Genomic DNA, 19,068 nt, shown 5'->3' on the forward strand with positions numbered 1-19,068 from the left:
ATTAATGTCTTTTTAATACATTAAATTATTCATCAACTATATCAATAAAAGGTGCATTTAAAACCTTGGCTAAATCTGCTGGGTTTAGACCAATGTCCAAACCACGCTTGCCACCACTGACATAAATTTTATTCAGCCTTTCTGCTGATACATCAATCACAGTTTTCAGGCGTTTCTTTTGCCCTACCGGGCTGATTCCACCCACCAGGTATCCAGTTAATCGTTCTGCCTGTTTAGGATCTGCCATCTGCAATTTCTTACAACCGAATGCAGCAGCTACTTTTTTAAGATTAAGCTGATGATGAACAGGTAATACTGCCACAAAATATTGCTTTTCATCCGTGACTAATAATGTTTTAAAAACCTCTTCAACAGCTAGGCCTAGTTTTTCTGCTGCTTCCAAACCAAAGCTTTTAGCATTGGCATCATGTTCATATTCGTGAATGCTATATTCGATTTTACTGGCTTTTAAAAGTTTACAAGCTGGAGTCATGATATTGACGATTTTGTTTTAGATAGCTGCATTATATAAAATTCGCACCTTTCGCGAACATGTCTAGACTATTTATAAACCATATTATTCGATAAAGTTTCTACGAAAAGCCTCATTGTAAGAGGGTGAGTGTCGTTGAGTTGCCCCCCTACGACCATTCATCGACTTAATAGACGACCTTTTGCCAATTTAAATGCTTTATCTTTTGGCTGAATATTCAGCATTGAATACAATTCTATGAACATTTAAGTCAATCTCACTATTTTATGATACAGGAATTAAAAATAGGGCGAATCAGTAAGTTTAACTCACTACCTAATTCCACTGTTAAGCTCAGGAGTTGCCTCTTTTTCTATGCATACTCACAACTCTAAGGGATCTTAAAATAATAGCTAATTGTGATATTTTTTAATTTAAAATAAATTGAATTCAATAACTTATTTAATAAAATCTCATATAATTAGAATTATTATATAAAAACCATTCATGGGCACTTTTTAAACAGACTTTTTTGTCACTAAAATTTAAGATGAATAAGCTTTAAACCTTAAATACTGCAAACATCTAGTAGGATCTGATCAAAAATAGTTGACTTCTTTATTATCTGTCGGCAATGTTATATAAACATTATTAACTGTTTTAGCCAATTAGGCTTACAATGTAAGAATCCGACATAACTCCCATAAATGTCATTTTTTAACATTGCCAATTCCTTGCAAAGTTTTCATTATATAGTCCACTATCAGGCAGGCAATTTCTACACCAATTCAGACAAAATTTTTATAAAATGTAGAATTTCATGCCATAATGAAGGAAGTTTGCTGACATCTTGCAAACTTCTTTTGAAACTTTTGAATTGGAGCAAGCTGAATGAGTTCGACCATTTTGGTCATTCATGGACCGAATCTTAATTTGCTGGGAAAGCGTGAACCAGACGTATATGGTCACTTGACTCTTGATGACATCAATCAGCAGCTCAGCGCTCAGGCTAAAAATGCCACACTAGAATTAGACACTTTCCAAAGCAACTGGGAAGGTGCCATTGTCGACCGAATTCATCAAGCACAACAAGACGGCGTGCAATACATCATTATTAATCCTGCAGCTTTAACGCATACCTCTGTTGCAGTGCGTGATGCACTTCTTGGCGTTGCCATTCCATTTGTTGAAGTCCATTTGTCTAACGTTCATGCACGTGAGGCATTTCGACATCATTCATATCTGTCCGATAAGGCGATCGGCGTGATCTGTGGTCTGGGTGCAAAAGGCTATGCCGCTGCCCTCGATTACATCATTGAAAAAATTCAATCTTCTAAGCAATCTTAATTAGGAATACTGTCTCATGGATATCCGTAAAATCAAGAAACTCATCGACCTGATGATTGAGTCTGACTTACAGGCGATCGAAGTTAAGGAAGGAGATCAATCCATTGCCCTAACTCGTCGCAATCCAGTGGTTGCAGCAGCTGTTCCTGCAATGCCTGCACCTGCAGCTGATGTACCTGCTGCGAAATCCCCACGTGGTGCTGTGGAAAAATCTCCGATGGTTGGTGTGTTCTATGCAGCACCAAGTCCAGGCGAAGCACCATTTGTGAAAGTGGGTCAAACTGTTTCTGCTGGTGAAACACTTGGTATTATTGAAGCCATGAAAATCATGAACCCGATTGAAGCAACTCAGAGCGGTGTGATTGAAGAAATTCTGGTGAAAAATGGTGAAGTGATTCAGTTCGGTCAGCCACTTTTCCGTTACCGCGCTTAATCACCTCGGGGATTCATAATAATGTTGCAAAAAGTTTTAATTGCAAACCGTGGTGAGATTGCCCTGCGCATCACCCGAGCTTGCAAAACTTTAGGAATTAAAACTGTCGGTGTCTATTCAGATGCTGACAAGGACTTGATGCATCTGCGTTTCTGCGATGAAGCAGTATGTATCGGCCCTGGCGCAAGCAGTGACAGTTACCTAAATATTCCAGCAATTATCACAGCAGCTGAGATTACCGGTGCGGATGCGATCCACCCAGGTTATGGCTTTCTGTCTGAAAATGCTGAATTTGCTGAAATTGTTGAAAGTTCTGGCTTTATCTTTATTGGCCCACGTCCTGAACACATTCGCCTGATGGGTAATAAGGTTTCTGCCATTATTGCCATGAAAAAAGCCGGCGTACCAACAGTACCAGGCTGTGACCATGCAGTAACCATCCACAATGCCCTTGCTGAAGCCAAAGAAATCGGCTTCCCGCTGATCGTAAAAGCTGCTGCAGGTGGTGGCGGACGTGGTATGCGTATCGTTGAACGCGTGGATACCCTGCTCGAGTCTGTACAAGCGGCACAACGTGATGCAGAAATGTGGTTCGGCGATGATACGGTTTATATGGAACGTTTCCTGCAAAAGCCGCGTCATGTTGAAGTACAGATCTTAGGCGATGGTAATGGCCATGCGATCCATTTGTATGACCGTGACTGCTCTTTACAGCGCCGTCACCAGAAAGTACTGGAAGAAGCTCCTGCACCAAACTTGCCTGAACAGGCACGTGCTGACATTCTGGAAGCTTGCGTGAATGCATGTAAGTTAATGCAATACCGCGGTGCTGGTACCTTTGAATTCCTGTTTGAAGACGGCGAATTCTTCTTTATTGAAATGAATACCCGTGTTCAGGTAGAACATCCTGTCACTGAAATGGTGACTGGTGTGGACATCATTGAACAACAGCTTCGTGTTGCTGCCGGTCTGGGTCTGGATATTCAGCAAGAAGATGTCGTTGTTAAAGGTCATGCGATCGAATGCCGTATTAATGCGGAAGATCCATCTACCTTTATGCCATCTCCGGGCATGATTGAGACGTTTTACACACCAGGTGGTGCAGGTATCCGTTTAGATTCGCATATCTACCCAGGTTATAGCATTCCACCGTATTATGACTCAATGATTGCCAAGCTGATTGCACATGGTAAAGATCGTGAAACAGCCATTGCCCGTATGAAGCAGGCGCTTGATGAAATGATTCTGACTGGCATCAAGACCAATATTCCACTGCATAAAGATCTGATCCTTCAGGATGAGAACTTCTGTGAGCAGGCAATGGATATTCACTATCTCGAAAAACATCTGCTTAAACAACTTGAAGGTGCTGAAGAAAAGGCTTAATCCTCTTTCAGTATCCTTAATAAAAAACCGCTGATCATTCAGCGGTTTTTTATTATCTGTAACCTTAAGGAAGAATACGTCTTAAAGTTGCAAAACACTGCTCTGCCTTTTCAGTAGCACAGAAATTAATCGTATGTGGATTCTGCCATTTCACAAAATACTGTGAGACTTCACCGGACTGATCTTCTTGATTGCCAGAACAGTCTTTCTGGTTATTGTCATATTTCACCTGAAGAATTAAGGCCGGAACCTGAGCGGTGGTATCTTGCGGCAACTGATAGTCATAGATGCCTGATGACCATTCATCACCACTTTTAATAATCACATTGTTATCACTTTTAAAATTATAATATTCAACACACTTGCGGTTAGTCGGGATTTCCATTCCCCATAAGCCCATGATTTCAGGACGTGTTACGATACGGAAGGTATTGGCAACAGCTGAAGCTTGTGCAGCTGTTTGGGTATTTTTATTTATATCTGCAGCCATCGCCCAGGTGGTTAAGGTAAGCAGCATAAGGCTTAGACATGTTTTTTTCATATTAAAAATAGTATTCCTTGGATTGTCCCTAACTTAGCATATTTTTGACAGTGGGGAGTATGGCGAAAAATCATTTCATCTACTTAAATAAAAATATCAGTTAGATACATAATAGCCATTTCTTTTCCACATTATTTTGTTTATATTTTGTACTTATGCGATTTTAAGTATTGATTAAATTACAAACAATCAAAAACAAAAAGAAAGATCTCAAAGCTTATTTAACTAAAAAAACAGCATGTGATTTTTCATTGTAAATATACTAAGGTAGCTTCATTTTGCGATTTGCTGATTTTAAAGAAAAACAACTGGATCCGGATAGCTCTGCATATCTCATTATTGCGCTGTTAATTCTTATCTGTAGCTTTATTGGCATTGCAACGCGACCAACTGACTATTTAGCATTTTTATGGCCAGCCAATGCAGCCCTACTCGCCTTCTTTTTACGCTTTCCACAGCTCAACAATAAAGGTGGCTGGCTAGGTGCGTTCAGTGCTTATATGTTTGCAGACCTGCTCACAGGTGACTTTTTTCTACAAAGCTTTTTTCTGACACTTTCAAATCTGTTAAGTACTATCGTTTCGCTATTCTGTATTCGCTATTTCAAGATTAATTATAAGTACTACAACAGCGGGTTTACCTTTATTCATCTGTTCGGTATCTGTGCCTTCGCAGGATGTCTGGCCAGCGCAGCATTTGCAGTGATTACTCTGGTGAATATTCCCGGTTCCTTTATCACTCCGGAAAACATGAAAACTGACTTTTTCCTGTGGTGGACTGGGGAAATGGTTAACTATATTATCATCCTCCCTTTGGTACTGGCCTTTCCTAGTGCCAAGCAAATTCGTTATTTTGCGAAAAATCGCAGGAAAAAATCTTATTCTTTCAGTTATTTTCTTCCGATGATCACTGTCGCAGTCTGTGTGGTCTTGACTCATATTTTTGCCGGGCCTGGCGCATTAATCTATCCTCTGGCCGCCTTAATCTGGGCAGCACTCACTTATCGTATTTTTACAATCTCGATTATTAATACACTGGTTCTGATCACCACTTACAGTAGCCTGACACAGATCTATCTGGCTGATCAAACCCTGGCAGATTCTACGACTTTTGTGTCCTTACGCATCGGCCTGTTTATGCTGGCACTGGCACCACTGATTCTGTGCATTATCAGCCAAAACCGGAATGAGTTGTATAAGCATGTGCTTTATCTCGCCAATTATGACAGTTTAACCCGTACCATGAACCGCCATTACTTCTTTAAAGAAGGTGAAAGTTTACTGAAACAGTCTAGAAAATTGTCGTTCTCTCTTATTATGCTGGATATTGATTACTTTAAACGCTTAAATGATCAATACGGCCATCATGTTGGTGATGCAGTTTTACAGCAATTCTCTGAGCTGGTGCGCACCAATCTGCGTAGCTGCGATCTGTTTGCCCGGATTGGTGGTGAAGAGTTTGTCGTCTTACTGTGGGATATAGAGCACGATGAAGCGCATTGGGTGGCTGAACGTATCCGTAAGCTGGTGCAGCAAACACCGATTTATCTGGAACATGGCAAATCGGTGCATATCACGGTAAGTTTGGGTATTACCCATCAGGAAGCACCACAGCAGACCGAACTGCAGGATCTGATCAATATTGCAGATCAGGCGCTTTATCAGGCCAAGCATATGGGTCGTAATCAGGTCGTACTTGCATCTTAAAATTTTTAACTTTTATTTATTCAAACAGGGAATGTCATGAATTATCAGGAATATCTTAGCTATGATGGTCTGGGACTGGCCGAGCTGGTCGCAAAAAAAGAAATCCATGCTTCAGAGTTACTGAATATTGCTTTAGAACGCAGTAATCAGGTCAATCCTGAATTAAATGCCATCGTTATCCCGATGCATGATTATGCCTTAAAACGTACTGAGGCAAATTTATCAGGTCCTTTTGCCGGTGTGCCTTTCTTGGTTAAAGATCTGTTTCAGGAATATGCCGGTTATCCGACTTCTTATGGCTGTACTGGCTTTAAACGTATTGGCTATATTCCGGATACCAATGCGGAAATTGTGAATCGCTGGGAAAAATCCGGCATTGTAACTTTTGGCCGCACCAATACACCTGAATTTGGAATCAAAGGCATTACCGAGCCAGATGCCTGGGGTAGCTGTAAAAATCCCTGGAACTTAGCCCATAACAGTGGCGGTTCATCGGGTGGTTCTGCTTCTGCTGTTGCCGGGGGGATCGTGCCGATTGCGGGTGCGGGAGATGGCGGTGGTTCGATTCGAATTCCTGCTTCTTATTGCGGTCTGTTTGGTTTGAAACCAAGCCGGGGACGTACACCTTGGGGACCACAAATGAGTGAAGCCATGCATGGGGCAGCAATTCAGCACGTTCTGACCAAAACCGTTCGTGACAGCGCTGCGATGCTGGATGCTACGCATGGTGAAGATCATCATTCCATGTTCAAGATCGTACGGCCACATACACATTATCTGGAGATTATTCAGCACCCCCCGAAAAAACTGAAAATTGCATTTAATACCAAATCCCCTATTGGCACCAAAATCTCCAAAGATGCAGTTCAGGCCATCAACCAGACAGTGAAACTTTTGGAATCATTAGGACATGAGGTAATTGAAGATCATCCAGCGATTGACGGAATGCAATTGGCTAAAGATTTTATTACCACCTGGTTCAGTCAGTTCTCTTATATGCTTGAGGAAATCCGTAGGCAATATCCGTCTAAATCAACTGATTTTGAGCTGGACTCTCTAGTGTTATCTGCTTTTGGCGCCAAAACTACGGCAATTGAATATATCCAGAACCTGAACAACTGGGGTGTCTATGTTTCCCAGATGAATCATTTCTTTGATCGCTATGATTTATACCTGACACCAGCAACGGCGTCGGTGGCACCACGCAATGGTGAAGTAAAAACACCCGCTTGGCAAAAACCGATTATGAAAGCATTACTGGGTATGGGAAAGGCACATCTATTGGCTCAGGGTAAACTGATTGAGCAGATCGTCAAGGAGAACCTGAAATGGGTGCCATTCACCCAGTTATCCAATATCACTGGCCTACCCGCTATGTCAGTACCACTATACTGGAACGAACAGAATCTACCTTTAGGATCTCAGTTTATCGCGCCGTTTGCTCGTGAAGATCTGTTGTTACAACTGGCTGCGCAACTAGAAGAAGCACAACCATGGTTTGATCGTTATAAAGATATTCAAATCTAATAATTCAAGAATCATTACTTCAGGTGGACTTTGTGGGTTCCACCTGATTAGGCAAACCAGATAAAAATAGTAAACCCGTTAGCGTAGCTGCAGCAGCATATATAAAGATAGTTGCACCGCCAAATTGGCCCCAGTACTGACCAGCAAGAATACTGCCACTAGCGACGCCAATCCCCCACATGGTACTATAGAGTGCTTGACCTCGCCCCTGCTGTCCTGCCGAGAAATTCTGGAAAATCACCCGCATCGCAATCATATGAAATAGGCCAAAACTAAAAGCATGAATACATTGTGCCATAAACTGCACTATAAATAGCGAAGGCAGCAGACCTACAATCAGCCAACGCAATCCTGTCAGCAACAAACAGATTATTACTAGTGTTCGCCACGACCAGCGATTAAAAAATAAAGTCGCATAAGCAAACATGATAATTTCCGCAATCACCCCAACCGACCATAGCAGTCCAATCTGACTGGTAGTATATCCATGCTGACTGAGAAAATTGCTATAGAAGCTATAAAATGGCGCATGGGAAAACAGCATAATTAGCTCAATGATGAAAAAGCTGTAAACCACTGGTCGTTTCAAGATTGGCCATAACGGTTCAAGCTGTTTTTGTGCGGATGGCGCCGTCGAAGGCTCCTTAATGCTAAAGGACCAGATAAAAGCAAGAAACGAAATACACAGCAATAATACTGGCAACATACTGATCGGGATAATTTCAAATATTGTTCCAACAGCAAAAACACCAACAATAAAACCCACCGATCCCCATTTACGCACTTTGCCATATAGCTCGGCACGCTTTTCTCCGAGCCAGAAAAGCGTCACACCTTCAAATTGTGCCAGAATTGCATTTTGGAAAAAGCTAAAAATCAGCATCAGTAATGCCACAGACTGAAAGCTGTTTGGAACGATAAAAATCATGAACCAGATACAGGCTTCCATCCAAGTAGCAATGCGCACCAGCAGCATGCGTTTGCCAGATTTGTCAGCAATCCAGCCCCAAATGAGGGGTGCAAAAAAGCGAGTGACAATGGCAATTGAAGATAGAATCCCAATCTCTGAATAGCTGAAACCTTGATCTTCAAGATACAAACTCCAGAATGGCATGAATGCGCCTACAATGGCGTAATAACAGAAGTAAAAACCACCTAGTTTTGTTTGTATTGTCATTAGTTGCATTATCTTGCAATACCTTGCATATTCAATAACTTAAAATTATTCATAGTTGCATCACATTGCATACACTTTGCCTTATTTGCAGCTCAACAGTCTACAAATCAGTCTACAAAATTAATTTTTTGTAGATTTTTAAAAATTTGTAGACTGCTTACTTAAATTGCTGATTTATTGAGTAGAATTTTACCACAATGCCATGATGATAATTGACGATAGGTCTATTGAAATGAGAGGTAATAATAAAAATGATGGACTGGATCTAGTTTTATATAGAACACACAATAAAGAATGAGGAAATATTTAAAGATTTTATAGATTGAAATAAAAAACCGCCCTTTCAGGCGGTATTTTTGTTATTTCAGCAATCTGTATCGTTCATGCGGAAGTGTTTTCAGTTCAAACATATGATCATAGGCATAAGTTGGAAGGCTTATACCAAACTTTTTACATAGATCCGATATGGAATGATTCATAGAGAACATAATGTCATGCAACATATAAACCAGTTGCGGATTGAGCTTAGCTAATGTCGGACTATGGGTATTCCACCATGCTTGAAACAGGCGAGCATGACTACACAGCATTTCTATAGATTGATTTTCATCTATATGAACATCCCCTTTTGCTTTGATCTGCATCGTTTCCAAGTAATCCACTGCGTCTTGGAAATGGATGGCCAACAGTTCACTATAACGTGGGATGCGAAAATGCTGGTTGTGCCGGCTCCAAAGTTCGGTGCGTTTCTTTACATTGCCTTCACAACGTCGATCAACGATTTCTTTGAGTATGGCTTGCTGCTCTGCGTTAATTTTCACTCGAGTGTCAATTTGCTGCTGCAGAACTTCTTTTTCCAGTACATCGAGTACCCATTTACGAAATTCTTTGGCGACTGGTGTGCGGGCAAAGAATGTGATGAGATGGCAACCGCGTAAAGAGAACGCTCTAATTTGCTGTATACCACCATTCGTTTGTACTTCAACTAAACGCGTCATATCAGAAGTAAACTCGTCTGACTTACGATTAAAAATTTTCGTTATAGCTGTTTCAGGGTTTGCATATCCTAAGGCTAACCCAATTTGGGTTGAGCCTATCCATACATGATGATCACTAGATGATAGTGGTATCAAGTTCACATCATTAAATGTTAATGCTAGACTATTCATGTCTTTTCTCCAAAGCTTAGACAGAAGCCCCTTGTCCGCCAAGATAGAGGGGCTTCATTGTTTTTAATTCGATTGCTTAATTAATGTCATTCGAAGTTCTTCTAATGACTTCACTAAAAAATTATTTAAAGAACGACCATCTTTTTTAGCCTGTTCTTCTAAAAATTTTTTTAACTCTTCTGGCATTCTCAAATTATATTGAGGATTTTTATGTTTACTCATACCTACTCTCTATAATACCCACTTGCTACAAAAAACATTTAATACCCATCGGCTACCATTGTCAATACCCACTTGCTACCTATAAAGTATGCGACAAAGTATAAGACTATGCTTTTAAGCATAATTTATTGATAAATTGGAATATGTAATGAGTAGTGGTCATTTAAATGCGCAATATAATTTAAGACTTCCTGATGAGCTTAAACAGAAAATTGCAAAGTCTGCTAAAGAGCTGAATCGCTCTATGAATGCGGATATTGTGTCTCGTCTTGAAGGAAGTTTTGAGCACAAATTTGGGGATTTAGAAAACACTCCCACAGAAGAGTTGATGAAAGAGTTAGCAAAGCGATTGGATGGGTTTAGTGTGGTAGTAAATAAATGAGCGATTATAAGACTGTTAAAAAAAAACAACATTATGTATATAGAGCATATTTGGCCCAATGGCATGAAAAAAATTGTGAAATCCATACTCTAGATTTAAATATTTTTGAAATATTTACTAAAAAACATGCTCGTGAAACAGGTGAAGAAAGACTTTTCTATAAAACTAAAGTTGATGATATTGTATATGATATGATCGTATATAAGTATCATGATTTAATTAAAAATAAATCTAAAAATAATCCAATATATGGATTCATTATTGCCTTAAAAACTTTAACAAAAGTAACAGAATATCAAGATAATCAATTAGAAAATTATGATAAGTTAGATATTATTCACAATAATTTTCTTGAAAATTATTACAATGATGAAATTGAAACTTTAATCGATCCTGTTTTAAAAAAATTTATGAATTTAAAAAATCAGAACTATCAAAATTTTTTAACTCCTAAAGATTATCATCAGTTGATTTTATTTATTGTTTCTCAATCATTTAGAACCAAGTCTAGTTTAGATAATATGACCCAAACAGTTAAAGACTTATTTATTAAATACCCAGAAAAGGAAATTCAATTAACAGAAACTCAAGTAAACTCTTTTCATAAATTGTGTGCTGTAATAGATATATGGAAATATACTGAAAAAATGATTAAAGATAGAGTTAAACTTATAATTTATCATAATCTAACAGATCTTGACTTTATAACATCAGATCAACCAGTATTTATTAAAAAGATTAAGGAAGATAAATTTCTTTACTATTTTAACTTTCCTTTAACACCTAAATTTTTCATTAAAGTACTGCCTAATAAAAGTCCTATTCTAAAAGATCCATACTCTTTTAAACCTATTAAAGATAGAAGTGAAATTATAAAAATCAACTATACTATATATAGCAATGCTTATTCTTATGCATATTCTAATGATAGGAATAATTTAGAAAAATATAAAATTTTTAAAAAAGCACTTTAAGGTGCTTTTTTTAGATTCTGCCATAACTTACTTTCCATTTGCTCTACATCCTTAAGCTCAACAAATTTGTATCTATAGTTTCTACTGGCTAAAGTATCTTTATCCACTAAAACCAACGTATTCGCTACTTTCTCAACTAAATACCACTCAGTAGAATCACCTTTAAGCACTATTTTATTTGATGCCTCTTTTGGGAATTCATAGTTTTTACTCATGCCATTCACAGCTGGCGCAACGACCAACGCCATAAAAATACATACGGACTTAACTACTAAACTTTTTGTGATATTGAAAAAAATCAATATATTTAAAAATAATAATTTCAGAACCAAATCAAAAAAGGTCATATCAAATATGGGAAGGTAGTGAGTACCTATACAAATTATATTAGCCAGTAAAATTATCTTCCCAGATATTTGTTTTGTAATATTAAAATTCATTATCGTATAGGCATATAATGAAACTAATGCAAATAATATTGAAGAATATGAGCTTAATGCTAATTCTGTATATGAAAAGGAGCTAATCAAAAACTGTAAATCAAATAATAATAAGTAACCTACTTTATAGAAAATCCCAATAATCAAAGGAATAATAGTTATTACAGGAATATAAGTTAAAAAATCATTAATTTGGAATTTATTCATTTTATCATTAATCTATAGTGTAAATAATGTGCCTACGCTCATACCAAACTAGAAAAAAATGTGCTTGTAATATATACCCCCACGCTCTTTGTGTATTACCCAATCTAAACCTAAAAATATTATCTGAAAATTCATCTAATTCTAAATCTAGAAGCCATCTTTCTTGTGCTTCATCATGTAAGTCATTTAGTTCATGACCATGATGCATTTTATGTCCAGTATCAGAGGAAAAAGAATCTATTTCCTTCCAAGTTAGTTTTGCAAAATCTATAAATTTCGGTTCAATTTCCGAGTTCCATTCAGTAGTATTCCATGCTCGACTTTCCCCCCAAGACCAATGATCTAATTGGTCTGCTTTAGATATACACCAAGTAACCTTATTTGAAAAACGTGAAGTTTTGAATATAGGTGTTGGGACTGCTTTTGCCAGCTCTTCAAGCTGTTGACGTTCTATGTGCGGGGCAACGTGCAACTCTTTCTTTGAAGTTTTTACAATCTCAGCTTGTTTTGGTTCTTTTTCAGATAAAAGTATATTTCTAGTTCGAATGCTTTTTTGCTGTTGCTCGTCTAATTTTAATTGCTGTCTTTGCAGTCTTTTTTCTTTTTTAGAAACCATGGCTTATAACGCAGTGTAATATTCATGCATAGAAGCTTTGGTAATAACTGTTGTACAGCGATCACCTGGTTCACAATTCCCACGAGCATTCACCCAAGGATCTTCTTGATGAGTTAAACTGCTTAGCCATTGGGCGCTCTTCTCACCATAATAATCTAAAACTTCATCAACAGACTCACGCTCTTCGTCAAGCAACTGATTTGCATTTGCAGCCGCAAATAATTCAGACGATACCTTAAACATTCCTTTATGCTTTTGATAAAGCTCTGGAATTACAGGTCCATTTGCCCAAGCTTGAAAATCTTCTACAAATAATTCTTCATCTTCCCATGCCATATGCCAAGCCTGAGAGTAGTACATTAATTTTTGTAATTTCATTGCTGAAATTTCACCCATTTTTTCTGTGATATATTTTGCAACATCAAGAAATTGAGCCATATTTTGTACCTTATAAAACTATAGATATAAAAAATGGTAAGTTATCTAAAAACTTACCTTATAGGTAAATTCTATACTATTTTTAGGACTTAAAGTGACTAATTTAAAGTTTTGTCAACCAACTTTTAGGACTAAAACTGATATTTGTCAACCGAACCATTATCCATATAACTCTCTAACTAGATTCATTAAGCAAACAAGCTTAAAGTTGCTAGACTTTGGCTAATTTTTTGACTTTAAAATAATTTAAGAAATTTCTAATTATTTTAGTTTTTTGGGTTCACTTCCATCCAAATTGAATGAGCTGTGCAGCACTTCCTAAGAGTCTTTACAAAGTCAATCTGCTTAAATAACCGTTTATCAGAAAACTCAAATTTCAACGTCATCCTGTGACGCATTATTGATTTTAAAGGATTTCTTTTATTTGTATGAATTACCCTGAATCTCTACAATCTTGATTAATGTAACAAAAATCAAGAGGTAGTAATTTTATGAGTAATACTCATGGGGGATTTCGTGCCGGTGCTGGCAGAAAGAAATCTGAAGAAACCAAAGTGATTCGTGTGCCAGAATCACAGGTTCTTGATATAAGAGCATACTTAAAGTCATTAAAAAAAGAAAATGAAATTAGCGATATCCGCCAGTTTGATCCTATTACAAAAATAGAAATACCCCTGGCAACTGAACGCGTTCAGGCTGGATTCCCCTCACCCGCTCAAGATTATATAGATAAGAAACTAGATCTGAATGAGTTTCTAATCAACAATGCCAATGCCACTTTTATCGTGCGCGCCAACTCCCTTTCCATGTTGAATGCAGGAATTGATATTAATGATGCTCTGATTGTGGACCGAAGCATTGAAGCCCAGCACAGAGACATTGTGATTGCCTGTGTAGATAATGAGTTTACTGTTAAAAGACTGATTATTGATGCGAAAGGTTGCTGGTTGAAAGCTGAGAATGAGGGGTATCCAGACATTCATCCTCTAGAAGGCCAGCAGTTTGAAATCTGGGGTGTAGTCACAAATGTAATCAAGAAGTTCAGATGAGCTATAACAATGAAATCTATGCGCTTATCGATGTAAATAATTGCTATGTAAGTTGTGAGCGCCTGTTCAATCCCAAACTCAAAGATGTGCCGGTTATTGTTCTCTCAAACAATGACGGCTGTGCAGTTGCGCGTTCTCAAGAAGCAAAAGATCTTGGTATCAAGATGGGTGTTCCTCTATTCCAGATCCGCGATATTGTTGAAAAGCACAATGTGCAGGTTCTCTCGAGTAACTATGCCTTGTATGCTGAAATGTCACAGCGCTTTCATTCAATCCTGGCAGAGTATGTGACACCAGGTGAGCAGGAAATTTATTCGATTGATGAATGCTTTTTGAAGCTTACTGCCTATTCTGAAAATTACGATCTGGTGAAATATGCTCAAGACATGAGGGAGCGCATCCTGCAATGGGTAGGCTTACCTGTAAGTGTTGGTATTGGTCGATCTAAGACCGAAGCAAAGCTAGCCAATCACATGGCTAAAAAAGCAAAACGCTTCAATGGTGTTTGTGATCTGGTTTCTATGGATCCTAAGCACCGGGATTATTTTTCGAGTTTGATTGATGTTTCCGAAGTCTGGGGTGTTGGTCGTCAGCATAGTAAAAAATTAAAAGGCTTAGGTATTAATACTGTCCGTGATTTAGCTACCTCAAATCCACATCAAATGGGGAAACTGTTTTCAGTAGTCATGCAGAGGACTGTCATGGAGCTGCAAGGGGTTTCATGTATCGAACTTGAGCAGGCTGCACCAACAAAAAAGCAGATCATTTCATCACGCTCATTTGGTGCGCGTGTAACTGATATTGCCTCATTATCAGAGGCCATGAGTGATTACTTGCAAAATGCGGTCAAGCGCTTAAGAGAAGATAATTCTCTCTGTGGCTGCGTAATAGCATTTGCTCAGTCTAATCCTTTTGATAAGAACAAGCCTTTCTACAACAAGTCAATCAATATCGGATTTACTGAGCCAACTGATTGTGCTGCCGTCATGAACCGGGTTGTAATGAAGCGAATGAATGAACTTTTTCAGCAAGGAATCGAGTTTAAGAAATGTGGGGTAATTTTGACTGCTATCGAGCCGAAGTCGACATACATATATGACCTGCTATCTGATAGTACTCAAATAGAGAAAAATGAAAGACTGCAAGAAGCTTTGGAGAAAGTAAAAGTAAGATTCGGAGATAAGAAGTTAGCCATTGGTCCTTGTAAGATGCATGGTCGTGCATGGACTATGTCACGCCAAAATTTAACCCAGAATTATTTCAGTTGGGATGGGATGTTAAGGATTGATAATTAGAAAGTAAAAGCCCTCACTTAGAGGGCTTATGAATCTTAATATAAGCATCTACTTTGGCTGAGCATTCTGCATATTGCTCCATATGCTCAACATAGCGAGTTAGCAACTCTCCCATAGTGCCATTGTTCAAGCCCTTAAGTTTATCACAAGGATTAAGGAGGCTGGCTGGAATTTGCGGCAATGCGAGCGGCTTCGGCGATACGCATGCCATCATCTGTAAGCTTGCACTCAGAATAAACGCGCTCAGTAATAACTTTTTCAGTTTCATGTTTTATATCTCTGAATTGGATTTTTATATTATTGCGCTCGGCTTCTAGTTCATTTTCAACAATGAATACTTTGGCCTTCCATGTATCAAGAGCATCTTGATAGGCTTGATTCACTTTGTTGATACGCTCAATGCATGCCACATCAGCAGCAGCGAACTTCTCTTTCCAGTGCGATGCCCGCCATGTCTGTACACCCAAACCAATTAGGACCAGCAATAAAAAAGCCGCCAAAAAGATAATGACGGCTTCGTAAAACTTTGTGATAAATCCTGTTATTAATTCTTTCATTGCGCCCCCATGCATTTATTGTGACGTTCAAGCTGTCGAGTCCACACGCCATAGCAATTGTTAAAACGAATACTGCAGTCGCGCTTGGCCACATACTTCCATTTCAAAAGTGATTTACACGCTTGGATATATTCACGCGCTTTCAAATGACGAAGCATGGAAGATCCAGACCAGGCGTCAGTGCCGTACTGATAGGTGAAATCAAGATAAAGATCATATTCAGGTTGTGAAATTGGAATATTTAGAACGGTTTTATTGAAACGCTGGGCATCCTTATCCATGTGCAGCTTGAGATAATTTAACGCCGTCTTACGATCAATTGCAGGATCTGTCATCTTGACTCGTACACCGTTTGGATAGACTGTGGTGCCATGGCCGATAGTTGGTACATCTCCTTTAACCGGGATCACCGCCTTAGGTGTAAAGCCTTCTTTTTGTGCTGTCGCTTGAACTTGGTGTTCACTTGGTCCAGTAATAAAAATGCCGCTTAATAAAGCGGCAGCAACTGTTGAACCAGCGACAAATAATTTAGTCTTGTTTTGCATCCCATTGCCCTCGCAATTTTGCAATTTTCAGTTCATGTTCTTCTTGCTCACGTTGATCTTTACGTTTTTGAAATTGCTTGTTTGATAGGTAATTTGCAAAACTGATCGCAAGACCAGCCAAACCAATCAAAACACCAATTAAAAAACCCCAGTCCCAAGTAGCAAGCCAGGAAATAATTGTGATGCCTGTGCCTGCTGTAGTCGCTACTGGCCCAGAAGCATCCACCATTTGTGTCGCGTTCGACATTGCGCCCCCTTAAAATCGGCAATAAAAAAGCACCCGAAGGTGCCGTTGTTTGGTTAAGTTTAGACTTCTATTTCTGAATGTGACCCACTTGGCGCAGGCCGCAAAATAACTTGGTTTGCAATAAAAACTCGGGCACCTAAATTATAGTTTGTGCCAGATGTGCAAAGCACTGGACCAGATCCCCCATCAATCTGTACTCGATATTCTGGGTGCTTCACTGAAGTAATAATTCCGATGTATTCAGCATGGGTCGGATTAAGTAATTTCCGCAGCTCAAATAAAGGATTATTCACGGCTGATACGCTCCACGATAATGGTTTCATTCACTTTTTCATGTGAGAAGCTACCTGAAACTGAGTCAATCACACCCCACCACTGGCCATTAAATGCAATGATTTTACCAGGTAACATTTCGCCTATTTCTTGGCTTACTGGAATATCAGCGAAGGTGTGCAATTCCTGAATATTGGCTTTCACCAATTCATTCTTGCCGTAACTGGCACCAGACACCACATTGAATAATGGGCCAGTGACTGTTTCTAGCGGAACATCACCTGAAGTGCCACGCTGCTGCACTTTCAAGCTTTCACCACTACGACTATTCACTACGGTGATGGCATTGAAGTCAGCAATATATTCATCGTTCTTCTTGATGTTTTGCTGCATCACCAGGCTTTCAGATAACAGAATATCGTAATCATCCACCATCATCGCATCCCAATAATCTTTCTGGTACCGGGGTAAGATAGTCAGTGTATTACCTGCTTTCTGGCTATAGATAAAGCCACCGCCTGCATCAACGACTTGTTTAATTGCGTCGATTGGCGCCAGTTCCGCATAGCTCAGGCTTTCAGTAGGTACGATCCAGCCCAATTCATCAATTAGCTTCCAATCCAAAACTGTATCGGCATTAGCGCGATCCAGTTCCGCTTGTACTAGTTGCACAGAGGTACGTTCATTGTCCTGGATAAATGAGCGTAAAGGCCCATATTTATCAGAATTTAATGCGGTCACACTTCGACCTGGATAAGTGTATAAAACACTGGCAAAACGTCGGGTTTCCTCTGGATCTTCAAGTAAGACATGATGCTCAAAGCCATTGATCATAACTTTAAGAATCACCGGCTGGTCGTTAATCGGCTGAAGCTTATCTTTTTCGGTAGGTGCGACTGTAATCGAGTAAGTCCAGCACCATTGAGACCGACTGGTACTGTAGGTACCATCCATGACTTTAATCTTCTCGCCGGTATCCAATCGCTCGGCTGTTAATGTATTCACGATATACCACCAGTTCCTTTTTGGCAGTGCTGGAATACAGTCATCTGCACCAAAATTTAAAACAACATTGTGTGAATCGACGTCATGACATAAGCAAACAAAATTTAGATCGCCAGTGCCTTCATATTTGGGTAATTCAGGCTTTGGCCAGGGTTGAACAGGATGCTTTCTGTAGTGAATTGCTTTGGCTTGATCCCACGGCAAATCTGACTTGGTGATAATCTCCAGGCTTTTATCCCACTCAAATGAAAAACGCTTTTCAAAGACTTGGGCCACTTCATGTGAATAAGTAAAAGTCTTACGCCTGCGGATCATTTCCTGCCAGACCGTTTCCCGGTTATGCCGCAGCTTGATTGTTTCTTCATCCACATAGCGCTGATGAATAAAGAGCTTATCACCCTCTTCCCAAACAATATAAGCATCAGAACCTAATCCCGTTGCCTGCTCATGCAAGGATCTAATCGCCTGGATTAATGACCTTGCTTGCTCATATTGAATATTTTTCTGATTGGAAATCACCAAACCCTGGTCATAAAAAAGAGCCTCATTCGAGACTCTTAATATTGGCTTCGCCCACGGTATTTCTGTGGTACTTAAGGCTGCAATCGCTTTCTGATATCTCATGTCCAAGCCATAGGACACACCCACCAGATGATTGATATCGAATACCGCTATAACCTCAAATTGAAATTCAGTATCTAAAACCGTATCAATGATGCATAAGTTTTCACTAAATACTGCTTCGACCTCAAAACTAAAGCTCGTATCTAAAACAGTATCGATTTGGCCAATGACATCAGTATTTTCACTGAATACAGCAACAACATCAAAGCTAAATTCAGTGTCGAGCACCGTGTCTATGACCGCAGTATTTACACCGCTATCTGCATAAACTGCTGTGACTTCAAATGTAAACTCAGTATCAAGTGTTGTACTGATGACACCCGAAACATGGCAGAGTAAAACTTGAAGTGCGACATAAACCACCTAATTAATTTAAAGGGTTTATGGAGTATATAAAATTGTCATACCATCATCTTAACTTTGAAGATCGTACTGC

Annotated in this window: 22 protein-coding genes; 9 read left to right on the forward strand and 13 right to left on the reverse strand. The window is 39.1% G+C overall.

Annotated features, from left to right (window positions below; translation table 11 throughout):
- Window positions 1–25: 25 nt before the first annotated feature.
- Window positions 26–493: a Cys-tRNA(Pro) deacylase gene (gene ybaK / locus ACS72_RS16715; protein ID WP_048882798.1), complete on the reverse strand. Its 468-nt coding sequence runs from the start codon at window positions 491–493 to the stop codon at window positions 26–28.
- A gap of 870 nt (window positions 494–1,363) precedes the next feature.
- On the opposite strand from ybaK, the gene aroQ reads away from it, so the two are divergent.
- From aroQ to accC, 3 genes are read left to right on the forward strand one after another with little or no spacing between them, the layout of a single operon-like run.
- Window positions 1,364–1,819 (forward strand): type II 3-dehydroquinate dehydratase, encoded by a 456-nt coding sequence (gene aroQ, locus ACS72_RS16720; protein ID WP_048882799.1) that lies wholly within the window; start codon window positions 1,364–1,366, stop codon window positions 1,817–1,819.
- A 16-nt stretch (window positions 1,820–1,835) separates the two neighbouring features.
- Window positions 1,836–2,252 (forward strand): acetyl-CoA carboxylase biotin carboxyl carrier protein, encoded by a 417-nt coding sequence (gene accB, locus ACS72_RS16725; RefSeq protein WP_004809213.1) that lies wholly within the window; start codon window positions 1,836–1,838, stop codon window positions 2,250–2,252.
- A gap of 21 nt (window positions 2,253–2,273) precedes the next feature.
- On the forward strand, window positions 2,274–3,638 hold the full coding sequence (gene accC / locus ACS72_RS16730; protein WP_004809211.1) for an acetyl-CoA carboxylase biotin carboxylase subunit: 1,365 nt from the start codon (window positions 2,274–2,276) through the stop codon (window positions 3,636–3,638).
- 64 nt (window positions 3,639–3,702) lie between these two features.
- Here accC and ACS72_RS16735 read toward each other — a convergent pair whose 3' ends face one another.
- On the reverse strand, window positions 3,703–4,128 hold the full coding sequence (locus ACS72_RS16735) for a hypothetical protein (RefSeq protein WP_171056660.1): 426 nt from the start codon (window positions 4,126–4,128) through the stop codon (window positions 3,703–3,705).
- Between the two features lie 329 nt (window positions 4,129–4,457).
- Between ACS72_RS16735 and ACS72_RS16740 the strand changes: the two genes are divergently transcribed.
- Window positions 4,458–5,885: a diguanylate cyclase gene (locus ACS72_RS16740; protein WP_048882800.1), complete on the forward strand. Its 1,428-nt coding sequence runs from the start codon at window positions 4,458–4,460 to the stop codon at window positions 5,883–5,885.
- Between the two features lie 36 nt (window positions 5,886–5,921).
- On the forward strand, window positions 5,922–7,412 hold the full coding sequence (locus ACS72_RS16745) for an amidase (protein WP_048882801.1): 1,491 nt from the start codon (window positions 5,922–5,924) through the stop codon (window positions 7,410–7,412).
- 19 nt (window positions 7,413–7,431) lie between these two features.
- On the opposite strand, the gene ACS72_RS16750 is transcribed toward ACS72_RS16745, so the two are convergent.
- From ACS72_RS16750 to ACS72_RS17770, 3 genes are all read right to left on the reverse strand, one after another.
- Window positions 7,432–8,598: an MFS transporter gene (locus tag ACS72_RS16750; protein ID WP_048882802.1), complete on the reverse strand. Its 1,167-nt coding sequence runs from the start codon at window positions 8,596–8,598 to the stop codon at window positions 7,432–7,434.
- Window positions 8,599–8,948: 350 nt separating this feature from the next.
- A complete protein-coding gene (locus tag ACS72_RS16755) occupies window positions 8,949–9,758 on the reverse strand; it encodes a Bro-N domain-containing protein (RefSeq protein WP_053215410.1) in 810 nt (269 codons plus the stop codon).
- A gap of 63 nt (window positions 9,759–9,821) precedes the next feature.
- A complete protein-coding gene (locus ACS72_RS17770; protein WP_081405885.1) occupies window positions 9,822–9,980 on the reverse strand; it encodes an Arc family DNA-binding protein in 159 nt (52 codons plus the stop codon).
- A gap of 148 nt (window positions 9,981–10,128) precedes the next feature.
- Between ACS72_RS17770 and ACS72_RS16760 the strand changes: the two genes are divergently transcribed.
- Window positions 10,129–10,362 carry an Arc family DNA-binding protein gene (locus tag ACS72_RS16760; RefSeq protein ID WP_048882803.1) on the forward strand — a complete coding sequence of 78 codons (234 nt, stop codon included), beginning with the start codon at window positions 10,129–10,131 and terminating at the stop codon, window positions 10,360–10,362.
- Window positions 10,359–11,336, forward strand: a complete 978-nt coding sequence (locus tag ACS72_RS16765; RefSeq protein WP_048882804.1) for a DUF4238 domain-containing protein — start codon at window positions 10,359–10,361, stop codon at window positions 11,334–11,336. The genes ACS72_RS16760 and ACS72_RS16765 overlap by 4 nt, the downstream gene beginning before the upstream one ends.
- Here ACS72_RS16765 and ACS72_RS16770 read toward each other — a convergent pair.
- The 3 genes from ACS72_RS16770 to ACS72_RS16780 are packed head-to-tail and all read right to left on the reverse strand — an operon-like array spanning window position 11,333 to window position 13,037.
- Entirely contained in the window at window positions 11,333–11,983 is a 651-nt protein-coding gene (locus tag ACS72_RS16770; protein ID WP_048882805.1) for a hypothetical protein, read from the reverse strand. The genes ACS72_RS16765 and ACS72_RS16770 overlap by 4 nt on opposite strands.
- Window positions 11,984–11,990: 7 nt before the next feature.
- Complete coding sequence (locus ACS72_RS16775) at window positions 11,991–12,599, reverse strand: hypothetical protein (protein ID WP_048882806.1); 609 nt, start codon at window positions 12,597–12,599, stop codon at window positions 11,991–11,993.
- A 3-nt stretch (window positions 12,600–12,602) separates the two neighbouring features.
- Window positions 12,603–13,037: a Panacea domain-containing protein gene (locus tag ACS72_RS16780; RefSeq protein ID WP_048882807.1), complete on the reverse strand. Its 435-nt coding sequence runs from the start codon at window positions 13,035–13,037 to the stop codon at window positions 12,603–12,605.
- Window positions 13,038–13,528: 491 nt separating this feature from the next.
- Between ACS72_RS16780 and ACS72_RS16785 the strand changes: the two genes are divergently transcribed.
- A complete protein-coding gene (locus tag ACS72_RS16785; RefSeq protein WP_048882808.1) occupies window positions 13,529–14,086 on the forward strand; it encodes a LexA family transcriptional regulator in 558 nt (185 codons plus the stop codon).
- Window positions 14,083–15,381 (forward strand): Y-family DNA polymerase, encoded by a 1,299-nt coding sequence (locus ACS72_RS16790; RefSeq protein ID WP_048882809.1) that lies wholly within the window; start codon window positions 14,083–14,085, stop codon window positions 15,379–15,381. Before ACS72_RS16785 ends, ACS72_RS16790 begins: the two co-directional genes overlap by 4 nt.
- Before the next feature lie 152 nt (window positions 15,382–15,533).
- Here ACS72_RS16790 and ACS72_RS16795 read toward each other — a convergent pair whose 3' ends face one another.
- Genes ACS72_RS16795 through ACS72_RS16810 form a run of 5 tightly spaced genes read right to left on the reverse strand, consistent with a single transcriptional unit; the run spans window position 15,534 to window position 18,995 of the window.
- Entirely contained in the window at window positions 15,534–15,938 is a 405-nt protein-coding gene (locus tag ACS72_RS16795) for a hypothetical protein (RefSeq protein ID WP_048882810.1), read from the reverse strand.
- A complete protein-coding gene (locus tag ACS72_RS16800; protein WP_048882811.1) occupies window positions 15,935–16,483 on the reverse strand; it encodes a glycoside hydrolase family protein in 549 nt (182 codons plus the stop codon). The genes ACS72_RS16795 and ACS72_RS16800 overlap by 4 nt, the downstream gene beginning before the upstream one ends.
- Complete coding sequence (locus ACS72_RS16805) at window positions 16,467–16,730, reverse strand: hypothetical protein (RefSeq protein WP_048882812.1); 264 nt, start codon at window positions 16,728–16,730, stop codon at window positions 16,467–16,469. The genes ACS72_RS16800 and ACS72_RS16805 overlap by 17 nt, the downstream gene beginning before the upstream one ends.
- A gap of 59 nt (window positions 16,731–16,789) precedes the next feature.
- A complete protein-coding gene (locus ACS72_RS17775; protein ID WP_081405886.1) occupies window positions 16,790–17,023 on the reverse strand; it encodes a hypothetical protein in 234 nt (77 codons plus the stop codon).
- Entirely contained in the window at window positions 17,016–18,995 is a 1,980-nt protein-coding gene (locus ACS72_RS16810; protein ID WP_249888301.1) for a hypothetical protein, read from the reverse strand. The genes ACS72_RS17775 and ACS72_RS16810 overlap by 8 nt, the downstream gene beginning before the upstream one ends.
- Window positions 18,996–19,068 lie beyond the last annotated feature (73 nt).

Origin of the sequence: Acinetobacter sp. VT 511, assembly GCF_001077515.1 — a bacterium.
Taxonomy (GTDB): Bacteria; Pseudomonadota; Gammaproteobacteria; order Pseudomonadales; family Moraxellaceae; genus Acinetobacter; species Acinetobacter schindleri.

Excerpts from the sequence above, each read along its gene's own strand:
- ACS72_RS16745 (WP_048882801.1), top strand. The coding sequence starts at position 5,922 with ATGAATTATCAGGAATATCTTAGCTATGATGGTCTGGGACTGGCCGAG.
- ACS72_RS16775 (WP_048882806.1), bottom strand. The coding sequence starts at position 12,599 with ATGGTTTCTAAAAAAGAAAAAAGACTGCAAAGACAGCAATTAAAATTA.
- ACS72_RS16760 (WP_048882803.1), top strand. The coding sequence starts at position 10,129 with ATGAGTAGTGGTCATTTAAATGCGCAATATAATTTAAGACTTCCTGAT.
- ACS72_RS16770 (WP_048882805.1), bottom strand. The coding sequence starts at position 11,983 with ATGAATAAATTCCAAATTAATGATTTTTTAACTTATATTCCTGTAATA.
- ACS72_RS16785 (WP_048882808.1), top strand. The coding sequence starts at position 13,529 with ATGAGTAATACTCATGGGGGATTTCGTGCCGGTGCTGGCAGAAAGAAA.
- ACS72_RS16780 (WP_048882807.1), bottom strand. The coding sequence starts at position 13,037 with ATGGCTCAATTTCTTGATGTTGCAAAATATATCACAGAAAAAATGGGT.
- accB (WP_004809213.1), top strand. The coding sequence starts at position 1,836 with ATGGATATCCGTAAAATCAAGAAACTCATCGACCTGATGATTGAGTCT.
- ACS72_RS16805 (WP_048882812.1), bottom strand. The coding sequence starts at position 16,730 with ATGTCGAACGCGACACAAATGGTGGATGCTTCTGGGCCAGTAGCGACT.
- ybaK (WP_048882798.1), bottom strand. The coding sequence starts at position 493 with ATGACTCCAGCTTGTAAACTTTTAAAAGCCAGTAAAATCGAATATAGC.
- ACS72_RS16800 (WP_048882811.1), bottom strand. The coding sequence starts at position 16,483 with ATGCAAAACAAGACTAAATTATTTGTCGCTGGTTCAACAGTTGCTGCC.
- aroQ (WP_048882799.1), top strand. The coding sequence starts at position 1,364 with ATGAGTTCGACCATTTTGGTCATTCATGGACCGAATCTTAATTTGCTG.
- ACS72_RS16765 (WP_048882804.1), top strand. The coding sequence starts at position 10,359 with ATGAGCGATTATAAGACTGTTAAAAAAAAACAACATTATGTATATAGA.
- ACS72_RS16795 (WP_048882810.1), bottom strand. The coding sequence starts at position 15,938 with ATGAAAGAATTAATAACAGGATTTATCACAAAGTTTTACGAAGCCGTC.
- ACS72_RS16755 (WP_053215410.1), bottom strand. The coding sequence starts at position 9,758 with ATGAATAGTCTAGCATTAACATTTAATGATGTGAACTTGATACCACTA.
- ACS72_RS17770 (WP_081405885.1), bottom strand. The coding sequence starts at position 9,980 with ATGAGTAAACATAAAAATCCTCAATATAATTTGAGAATGCCAGAAGAG.
- accC (WP_004809211.1), top strand. The coding sequence starts at position 2,274 with ATGTTGCAAAAAGTTTTAATTGCAAACCGTGGTGAGATTGCCCTGCGC.
- ACS72_RS16750 (WP_048882802.1), bottom strand. The coding sequence starts at position 8,598 with ATGCAACTAATGACAATACAAACAAAACTAGGTGGTTTTTACTTCTGT.
- ACS72_RS16735 (WP_171056660.1), bottom strand. The coding sequence starts at position 4,128 with ATGGCTGCAGATATAAATAAAAATACCCAAACAGCTGCACAAGCTTCA.
- ACS72_RS16790 (WP_048882809.1), top strand. The coding sequence starts at position 14,083 with ATGAGCTATAACAATGAAATCTATGCGCTTATCGATGTAAATAATTGC.